This is a genomic window from Oerskovia sp. NPDC060287 (assembly GCF_042726775.1).
Taxonomy (GTDB): Bacteria; Actinomycetota; Actinomycetes; order Actinomycetales; family Cellulomonadaceae; genus Oerskovia; species Oerskovia merdavium.
This window is the reverse complement of the sequence record NZ_JBHXBO010000213.1, coordinates 1-7,140: the sequence shown is the minus strand read 5'-3', so window position 1 is coordinate 7,140 and position 7,140 is coordinate 1. Positions and strand designations below refer to the sequence as shown.

The 7,140-nt window shown below is 72.5% G+C and carries 7 protein-coding genes and 1 pseudogene; 6 read left to right on the top strand and 2 right to left on the bottom strand.

Annotated elements, in window-relative coordinates; translation table 11 throughout:
- Window positions 1-64: 64 nt before the first annotated feature.
- On the bottom strand, window positions 65-1,408 hold the full coding sequence (locus ACFWFR_RS15720; RefSeq protein ID WP_377623581.1) for a multidrug effflux MFS transporter: 1,344 nt from the start codon (window positions 1,406-1,408) through the stop codon (window positions 65-67).
- A 227-nt stretch (window positions 1,409-1,635) separates the two neighbouring features.
- Window positions 1,636-2,418 carry an LLM class F420-dependent oxidoreductase gene (locus ACFWFR_RS15715; RefSeq protein ID WP_377623580.1) on the bottom strand — a complete coding sequence of 261 codons (783 nt, stop codon included), beginning with the start codon at window positions 2,416-2,418 and terminating at the stop codon, window positions 1,636-1,638.
- A 161-nt stretch (window positions 2,419-2,579) separates the two neighbouring features.
- On the opposite strand from ACFWFR_RS15715, the gene ACFWFR_RS15710 reads away from it, so the two are divergent.
- The 6 genes and pseudogenes from ACFWFR_RS15710 (at window position 2,580) to ACFWFR_RS15685 (ending at window position 7,086) form a co-directional block, all read left to right on the top strand.
- Complete coding sequence (locus ACFWFR_RS15710) at window positions 2,580-3,266, top strand: DUF2993 domain-containing protein (RefSeq protein ID WP_191803768.1); 687 nt, start codon at window positions 2,580-2,582, stop codon at window positions 3,264-3,266.
- Window positions 3,267-3,276: 10 nt separating this feature from the next.
- On the top strand, window positions 3,277-4,452 hold the full coding sequence (locus tag ACFWFR_RS15705) for a winged helix DNA-binding domain-containing protein (protein ID WP_377623579.1): 1,176 nt from the start codon (window positions 3,277-3,279) through the stop codon (window positions 4,450-4,452).
- 33 nt (window positions 4,453-4,485) lie between these two features.
- Window positions 4,486-4,575: pseudogene (locus ACFWFR_RS15700) on the top strand (MerR family transcriptional regulator); the annotation flags it as partial.
- Window positions 4,576-4,697: 122 nt separating this feature from the next.
- The gene (locus tag ACFWFR_RS15695; protein WP_377623582.1) at window positions 4,698-4,886 is read left to right on the top strand and encodes a hypothetical protein; all 189 of its coding nucleotides are present in this window, start codon (window positions 4,698-4,700) and stop codon (window positions 4,884-4,886) included.
- A gap of 50 nt (window positions 4,887-4,936) precedes the next feature.
- Window positions 4,937-5,986, top strand: coding sequence for an aldo/keto reductase (locus ACFWFR_RS15690; protein WP_377623578.1), 1,050 nt, complete (start codon window positions 4,937-4,939; stop codon window positions 5,984-5,986).
- A 170-nt stretch (window positions 5,987-6,156) separates the two neighbouring features.
- Window positions 6,157-7,086 (top strand): ABC transporter substrate-binding protein, encoded by a 930-nt coding sequence (locus ACFWFR_RS15685; protein ID WP_191803774.1) that lies wholly within the window; start codon window positions 6,157-6,159, stop codon window positions 7,084-7,086.
- Window positions 7,087-7,140 lie beyond the last annotated feature (54 nt).

Genomic DNA, 7,140 nt, shown 5'->3' with positions numbered 1-7,140 from the left:
TTCCGAGGAATCCGGACGCCCACCGCACGGTCGTCGAGCACCGGCGCTGGGCTCGGCGGCGGGGTCAGGTGCGACGTGTCGCCGGGACCACCGGAGCCTCGGCCGCCGCCTCGGCGGCCTCGACCACCGCCTCAGCGGCCGCGACGACCCCGAGCTCGGAGACGTCGGAGACCACGACCAGCTCGTCGGCCTGCGCGTCCTCGCCCGCATCCCCTGTGTCCGAGCCCGCGACGTCGTCGGCCGCGGCCGGTACGGCCCGCAGCGAGCGGCTCAGGCTCAGCAGGAGCAGGCCAGCGACCGAGATGACCCCGAACATGACCGCGGCCATGGTGATGGTGACGTCGCCGCCGATCAGCCCGGTCAGGGGCGCGATGCCCGCGCCGACGCCGAACTGCATGGCGCCCAGCAGGGCCGCCGCGCTGCCCGCGCGGTGGGCGTTGCGCTCGAGGGCGACCGCGGGGACCGACGGCATGACGAACCCGGCCGTGCCCAGCGTCAGGACGATCAGGGCGACCAGGACGGGGAGCCCCGCGCCGCTCAGGGTCGCGGCGAGCAGCCCTGCCGACAGGACCATGCCGACCGGCACGATCACGCGCAGGATCTGCTCGGGCGTCACGCGTCCGACGAGCGCGCCGTTGACCTGGCTGCCGATCGTCACGGACACCGCGCCCGCACCGAAGATGATCGCGTACTGCTGCGCGCTCAGGCCGAACTGCTCCTGGAACACGAACGTCGACGCCGAGATGTAGGTGAACATCGCGGCCATGTAGAAGCCGCCGAGCAGAGCGAGGCCGAAGAACGACCAGTCGCGCACGAGCGACCCGTAGGAGCGCAGGGCAGCCGACGTGCCACCCGTCCGCCGCAACTCGGGGGGCAGCGACTCCTTGAGCCGCAGGGCCGCGAGGACCAGCAGCAGCACGCCGAACACCGCGAGGGCCACGAACATCAGGCGCCACGAGCCCATGCGCAGGAACTGGGCCCCGATGGTCGGGGCCAGGATCGGCGCTACCCCCACGACGAGCATGAGTCGCGCGATGACCTTGCCGACCTGGAAGCCTTCGAAGTTGTCGCGCACGATCGCCATCGACAGGACCATGCCGGCCGCGGCCGTGAGGCCTTGGACGAACCGGAGCGCGGTGAGCATCTCGACGGACTGGACGAACACGATCCCGGCCGAGGCCAGGACGTAGAGCGAGAGCGCGGTCAGCAGCGGGAGTCGGCGACCGATCGCGTCGGAGATCGAACCGATGAGAAGCTGACCCAGCGCGAGTCCGGCGAGGGTCGCGGTCAGGGTGAGCTGGATGCGGGACTCGGTCGTGCCGAGCTCCCGGACGATCTGCGGGAAGGCCGAGAGGTACAGGTCGATCGTGAGCGGGCCGATCGCGGTGAGCGCCGAGAGGAGCAGCACGAAGCCGACGGTGATGCGGGTGGCGCGGGTGGGGCGTGAAGCCGGAAGGGCTGACGGTGCTGACGGGTGGGAGACCGCGTCAGGGGTGGACGACGCTGGTGCTGGGGTGGCCATGACTGCGGCAACCCGCGCTGCCGGGTCGTTGTTCCCGGACGGCGTACGGCGTCCGGTGGCTGAGACGGGGCGCTGCCGTCGCGTGCGCGGCGCGCCCCGTCCTGCCGGTGGGGTCAGCCCTCGGCGCGCGCGTCGCGCCAGGCGACCCACTGCTCGACGAGCGAGAGGTCGTAGTCGGGTCCGCTGACCCCGACCGTCAGGAGCGTCGCGCCGAGGCCCACGAGCTCGTCGCCCACCTCGGCGGGCGGACGGTTCACCGCGACGGACCGCTCGACGAGCGAGGCGGTGTCGCGCCCGACGGCGGCGCCGTGCTCGTCGAGGATCGCGCTCTTGCGGGCGAGCGTCTCGGCGTCGCCGAACGAGTGCCATGCGGTCGCGTGCTCGGCGACGATGCGCAGCGTCTTGCGCTCGCCCCCGCCCCCGACGAGGATCGGGATCTCGCGCGTGGGGGCCGGGTTGGACGCGGCCCAGCGGGCCTTGATGCGGGGGAGCGCGTCGGCGAGGTCCGCGATGCGCGAGCCCGCGGTGCCGAACTCGTAGCCGAACCGGTCGTAGTCCTTCTCGAACCAGCCGGCGCCGATCCCGAGGATCAGGCGGCCGCCCGAGATGTGGTCGACCGTGCGGGCCATGTCCGCGAGGAGCTCCGGGTTCCGGTATCTGTTGCACGTGACGAGCGCGCCGATCTCGACGCGGCTCGTCTGCTCGGCCCACGCGCCGAGCATGGTCCAGCACTCGAAGTGCTTGCCGTCGGGGTCGCCCGAGAGCGGGAAGAAGTGGTCCCAGTTGAAGATCACGTCGACCCCGGCGTCCTCGGCGCGGGCCACCGCGTCACGGATCTGGGGGTAGTCGGCATGCTGGGGCTGGAGCTGGACGCCGATGCGTACGGGACGAGTCATGCCATTCAGCCTAGGCGGCGTGACACCGGGCATGTCGCCGCGAACACGGCGAACCTGCAGGACCCGGGCGCACCGTGACGCCGTCCGGCGTGAGCGACACCGCAGGTCACGGATCCGCATCGTCCGCGGCATCGTCCGGTCTCGCCACCTACTGTGGGCGGATGAAGCGATGGTGGTGGTTGATCGGCGGGCTCGTCGTCCTGGTGCTCGTTCTCGTCGTGGTCGACCGCGTCGCGGTGCGCGTGACCGAGGGCGCCGCGGTGCGGTCCATGGAGCAGGAGGACGTCGAGCTCACGGACGCGAACCTCGACATCCAGGGCTTCCCGTTCCTGACGCAGGTGGTCGGTGGCGAGCTCGAGCACGTCACGGGCACGGCGGCGACGGCGACGTTCGGCGGGTACACCGTGTCCGACCTGCACATCGACGCCCGCGGAGTCTCGACGAGCGACCCGTACGTCCTGCGGTCGGGCACCGCGACGGGTCTCCTCTCGCCGTCGTCGCTCGACGCGGTCGCGAGCGAGGCGGCCGGGTCCCCGGTCACCTTCACCACGGACGGTGACCTGCTCGTCGCGAGCATGTCGGTCCTGGGCGTGGACCTGTCGGCCAGGCTCACGCCGCGGGTCGACGGCAACACCATCGCGGTCGACGTCGCGTCCCTGACCCTGGGCCCCGCGACGATCACGATCTCCGACCTCCCTCGCCCGATCGCGAACCTGCTGACGAACCTCCAGGTCCCGCTCGACCTCCCGACGGGTGTCACGCTGACCTCGGTCGGGGTCACGGACGGGGCGATCCGGGTCGAGCTGAGCGGGACGGACGTCGCGCTCGCGGACCTCGCGGCGTCGTGAGCCGGGGGCGGTGAGCGGCGTGGTCGGCGACGGGGAAGGGGCGACGCCGCCCGACGCCGCCACGGTCGTCGCGACCCGCCTGGGTGCGCACGGCCTCCGGGGAGCCGGCCTCCCGAGCCTGCGTGACGTCGTCGGGCACCTGGGGGCCGTCCAGTCCCAGGAGTTCCACCCGTCCCTGTGGGGGATCGCGCAGCGCACGGCGGGGACGCCGTCCGCGGCGGCCGCGCGCGAGGCGTTCTCCGCGGGAGACCTGGTGCGCACGCACGTCCTGCGCCCCACGTGGCACACCGTCCTGCCCGACGACGTCCGCTGGCTCCTGCAGCTCACCGCACCTCGGGTGCACCGCCTCAACCGTCCGTACTACCCGGACCTGGGCGGACCCGCGCAGGACGCGGCCGCGACCGACCTGCTCGCCGGCGCGGTCGCGGGTGGCCGGCACCGGACCCGGGCTGAGCTCGCGGCGCTGCTCGCCTCGCACGGGCTGCCCTCGTCCGGCATCCCGTTCACGTACATCCTGATGCGGGCCGAGCTCGACCGGGTCGTGATCAGCGGCGCGCTGCGCGGCAAGCAGCAGACGTACGCGGCGTTCGACGAGCGCGTGCCGGCCGGGTACGGGCCCCTCGGGTCGACGTTCGACGAGGACGCGGCGCTGGCCGAGCTCCTGCGGCGCTACCTGCGCAGCCGCGGGCTCGCGACCGTCAAGGACTTCGCGGGCTGGTCGGGCCTCACGATGACCCGCACGCGGGAGGGGCTCGCGGCGCTGGGGGCAGAGGTCGAGCAGGTCGTCGGGACCGGGGACGCGGCGACCGGGCTGGTCCTCTGGCGGCTGGTCGACGGGCCGCCCCTGATCGGCGCCGCGGGGGATGTACAAGTGGACCTGCTCCAGGGGTACGACGAGTACTTCGTGTCGTACAAGGACAGCCGGGACCTGGCCCGCGACCCGCTCTCGGCAGAGGCGCCTGCCGTCCTTCCGCTCCGGCTGCCCGGCACGGAGGAGTCGCCGTTCCTGCACGTCGTCGCGGTGGACGGTCGGGTCGTCGGGCGATGGCGGCACGTCCTGACCGCACGGTCGCTGCGGCTCGACACCCAGCTCTTCCGGCCGCTGACGCGGGCCGAGCAGCGCGGGTTCTTGGTCCAGGCGGAGCGCCTCGCAGCGCACTGGGACGTGGAGCTCGAGGAGACCTGACCGTCCTGACGGCCGCCGTGGCACGCTGGACCCATGACCGCTCTCGCCCCGGGAACGGCGCTGACCATCGCTGAAGCGGCCGCGTCGTCGGGCCTCACCGTCCACACCCTGCGCTACTACGAGCGCGACGGGCTCATGCTCGACGCGGTCGAGCGCGCCCCGTCCGGGCACCGTCCGGGCACCGTCGCTACACGGCCCGCGACATCGACTGGCTCGTGCTCCTCACGCGGCTGCGTGGCACGGGTATGCCGATCCGCGAGGTGCGCGCCTACGCCGAGCTCGTCCGCGCAGGGCAGGGCAACGAGGCCGAACGTCTGCACCTGCTGCACGCGCACCGTGAGCGCGTGCGCGCCGAGCTCGCGGCCGTGCAGGAGCATCTCGAGGCGATCGTGCGCAAGATCGACGTCTACGAAGGGCGGACCGGGGACCGCTGAGGGGACCGTCCTCTTGACCTCGAGCGCACTCGAAGTCGCAGGCTGGAGTCATGACGGACACCGCGGCAACTCAGCACCTCCCCACCCACACCCTCGGCAGCGCCGAGAACGGGACACTGCTCGAGGTCGGGGCCGTGGGCCTCGGCTGCATGGGCATGTCGGCCTTCTACGGCGCCACGAGCGGCGAGGGCTCGCCCACCGACGAGACCTCGATCGCCACGATCCACCGCGCCCTCGACCTGGGCGTGACCCTCCTCGACACGGCCGACATGTACGGCCCGCACACCAACGAGCGCCTCGTCGGCCGCGCGCTCCGAAGCTCCGGGGTGGCCCGGGACGACGTCGTGGTCGCGACCAAGTTCGGGGTCGCGCGAGCCGGGGCGAGCGCGAGCGACCGGACGATCGACGGACGACCCGAGTACGTGCGCCAGGCCGTCGACGGCAGCCTGCAGCGGCTCGGCCTCGACCACATCGACCTCTACTACCAGCACCGCGTCGACCCCCAGGTGCCCATCGAGGACACCGTGGGCGCCATGGCAGAACTCGTCCAGGCGGGCAAGGTCCGCCACCTCGGCCTGTCCGAGGCCGCGCCCGAGACCATCCGGCGCGCGCACGCCGTCCACCCCCTCACGGCTCTCCAGACCGAGTACTCGCTGTGGTCGCGCGACGTCGAGGCACAGATCCTGCCGACGCTGCGCGAGCTGGGGATCGGGCTCGTCCCGTACTCGCCCCTCGGGCGCGGTTTCCTCACGGGCACCATCTCGTCGGTCGACGGGCTCACCGAGAACGACTACCGCCGGACCAACCCGCGCTTCGTGGGCGACGCGCTCGCCGCGAACCTGGCCCTCGTCGCGCAGGTCCGTGAGCTCGCGGCGGCGCGAGGCATCACCGCGGGGCAGCTCGCACTCGCCTGGGTCCTGGCGCAAGGGCACGACGTGGTCCCGATCCCCGGCACCAAGCGCGTGCGGTACCTCGAGGAGAACGTCGCCGCTGCGGCCGTCGAGCTCTCCCCCGAGGACCTCGCGGAGCTCGACGCTGTGCTCCCGGCCGGGGCCGCGGCGGGTGACCGGTACCTGGACATGTCGCCGCTGAACGGCTGACGACGGGCTGATCGGGTGCGTGCCGGCCGAGGTGCCGGGCGCACCCGGGGGCGGCGGGCCGTCGGGCGCGGTAAGGGCTAGGTGCCGAACCGAAACCCCTCCGTGACGCGAGCGAGACGTATCGCCCCTAGAGTGGCGCGCCACGACGTACCCACCCGATCGGAGCTCTCATGCGCAAGATGCCACTCCTCGTCGCCCTCACGGCCGCGGCGACCCTGGCCCTCACGGCCTGCACGGACGCCTCCCAGCCCGCCGACTCCCCGTCCACCGGGTCCGCGGGCGAGACCTCCACGGAAGCGCCGTTCGACCTCACGTCGATCCAGAAGGACGACGCCGCCGCGGCCCTGCTGCCGGCCGAGATCGCGAGCGCCGGCAAGCTCGTCGTCGCGTCCAACACCGAGTACGCGCCCGCCGAGTTCATCGACGCGGACGGCCGGACGCCGGTCGGCTACGACATCGACATCATCACCGCGGTGGGTGCGGTCCTGGGGCTCGAGGTCGTGATCGAGTCGGCCGACTTCCCGGCGATCATCCCGGCGCTGGGCAGCAAGTACGACGTCGGCATCTCGTCGTTCACCATCACTACCGAGCGCATGGCCGAGGCCAACATGGTCAGCTACTTCAACGCGGGCGAGGCGTTCTCGGTCCAGAAGGGCAACCCCAAGAACGTCGACCCGACGAACATCTGCGGGCTGACGGTCGCCGTGCAGACCGGAACGGTCGAGGACGAGGGCGCCGAGGAGATCAGTTCGACGTGCGTCGAGGACGGCGAGCAGCCGCTCGAGGTCCTGCGCTACGACAACCAGGCCGACGCGACGACCAACCTCGTGGGCGGCAAGGCCGACATCATGTACGCCGACTCGCCCATCGTGTCCTACGCGATCGAGCAGACGAACGGGGAGATCGAGCAGATCGGCGACGTGTTCGACTCGGCACCCCAGGGGATCGTGACCGCGAAGGCCGACACCGAGCTCGCGGCCGCGATCCAGGCCGCGCTCACGGTCCTGATGGAGGACGGCACGTTCACCGACATCCTCGCCTCGTGGGGCAACGACGCGGGCGCGCTCGACGAGTCGGTCGTCAACCCGCCGGCTTCCTGAGCCGAGCGGGGCAGCGGACCCCGAGGCCGGGCGGGCAGCTCCACGGAGCTGCCC